Raw genomic sequence first — 1,752 nt, forward strand, 5'->3', positions numbered from 1 at the left:
CGAACCGGGCGCCTGCCGCTTCGCCGGATCCTCATTCCCACGTAGACGATGTCGGCGATCGCCACGAGTATGCCGATGAACAGCAGGTAGAGCAGTCCCTCGGCGAGCACTCCGATGAAACCGAGTACCACCGCCACGAGCAGCAGGAACAGGAACAGAGCCATGCCCGCCTCCCGGGATCGTCGTCGTTCGTCAGCGGCGCGCCAGACGCCGTTCGCCCTCCGCGCCGGGCTTGTAGGCCATGTCGTAGTGAGCGAAGATCGCTTCTTCGTCCCCGGCGGGCAGGACACCGTCGATCTCGATGAACGGCGCCTCCTTGACCAGGCGTTTCGAGTGGACGACCTTCAGGTATCCCGGACCGACCGTCGCTCCGGCGAGCGGCACGAACACCAGGCGGTGCCGGGTCGGCATGCCGACCGTGACGGTCGCGAAGGACGGCCCGTCGGTGACGGTGTCCACATAGATCGACTCCAGTTTGCCGATCTTGCGCGCGTTGCCGTCGACCACATCGTGACCGCGCCACTCCCGGATGTCACCGGCCTCGAACATCGTCATCCTCCGCTCTTCGTCCCCCTTTCGGCCGCGTACCCCCTTTTCGGCTTCTCTGCACGGTGCGCCCGGCAGGACCGCGTCGACGGATCAGGGGTCCGTCCCCGTCAGTTGACCTCGCGCACCGGCCCCAGGAGGTCCTGGAGCACCCCTTCCGATCCGATGGCCACGGACCGGGCCATCAGCTCCTCGTGGCGTTCCTCGCCCGGCACCGCGTGAGCCGCGCGTTCGTATCGGGCCTGCATGTGGCGGGCGTCCGGGATGCCCCGCTCGGGCTGGCCGACCGCGCTCCAGAGGACCTCCGCTGCGGCACGCGCGGCCGCCGCCTGCTCGATGGCGCCTTGCGCGGCGAGCGCCGCCGCCAGCAGGTCGAGGCCGAGTGCCAGGCCGTTACGGTCACCGATGCTGCGCTTGCCCCGGAGCATCGACCGGGCGTGCCTGCTCGCGGCCGCGGCTCGCTCCTGCAGCAGGGCGATGACGGCCAGTTGACAGTCGGTGTACGAGCGAGCCCACCGCTCCCCTCTCGCGACGCACTCGGCGCGCAGTTCCTGCGCGTCGGCGCGGGCCCGGTCCAGGTGCCCCTGTCCGGTCGGCGCGAACACGCGGGCGGTGCGGCACAGCAGCCTGCCCGCCTCGGACTTCGGCGTACGCGGCGATCGCGCCAGCGCCGCGTCCACGACGGCCTGAGCGGCTCGGGGCCGGCCGGCCAGCAGATGGATGAGGCTGCTCAGGTAGGCGGAGCGGAGCCGTCGGCGTCCTCACTGCGTTGCGCCTGTCGGGCCGCGAGTTCCGCGAGGGCGTGCGCCCGGCGCTGTCCCCGATCAGCACCCGGGTGATCCCCAGCGCCCACAGGGCCCTGGCCCGGATGTGTGCGGGTGCGGTGCATCGCGCCAGAGCGACCTCCAGGTACTCGCCGGCCACCTGTAGGTATCCGCAGCAGGTCCAGAAGAAGCCGAGGAGCCCGCACATCTGCACGGCCGCCCCGGAAGAGGTCGACAGCCAGTGGTCCAGCGCGGCCCGCAGGTCGGCATGGGCGTCGTCCAGTAGCCGGTACCACCTCGTCTGGTCCGGGCCCCACCAGCCCGCGTCGGCCCGGCGCGCCTGCTCCAGGAAGTAGTGGGCGTGCCGGTGCGACAGGGTCGAGGCTTCACCCAGTTCGTCCAGCCAGGTGCTGCCGTACTCGCGCAGGGTGTCCAGGAGCCG

The 1,752-nt window shown here is 71.1% G+C and carries 2 protein-coding genes; both read right to left on the reverse strand.

Annotated elements, in window-relative coordinates:
• Nucleotides 1-192: 192 nt before the first annotated feature.
• Nucleotides 193-549 carry a PRC-barrel domain-containing protein gene (locus AC3ETA_RS47645; protein WP_432199148.1) on the reverse strand — a complete coding sequence of 119 codons (357 nt, stop codon included), beginning with the start codon at nucleotides 547-549 and terminating at the stop codon, nucleotides 193-195.
• A gap of 107 nt (nucleotides 550-656) precedes the next feature.
• The gene (locus tag AC3ETA_RS47650) at nucleotides 657-1,226 is read right to left on the reverse strand and encodes a hypothetical protein (RefSeq protein WP_432199147.1); all 570 of its coding nucleotides are present in this window, start codon (nucleotides 1,224-1,226) and stop codon (nucleotides 657-659) included.
• Nucleotides 1,227-1,752: the final 526 nt, after the last annotated feature.

This window comes from Streptomyces sp. bgisy027 (assembly GCF_057710365.1).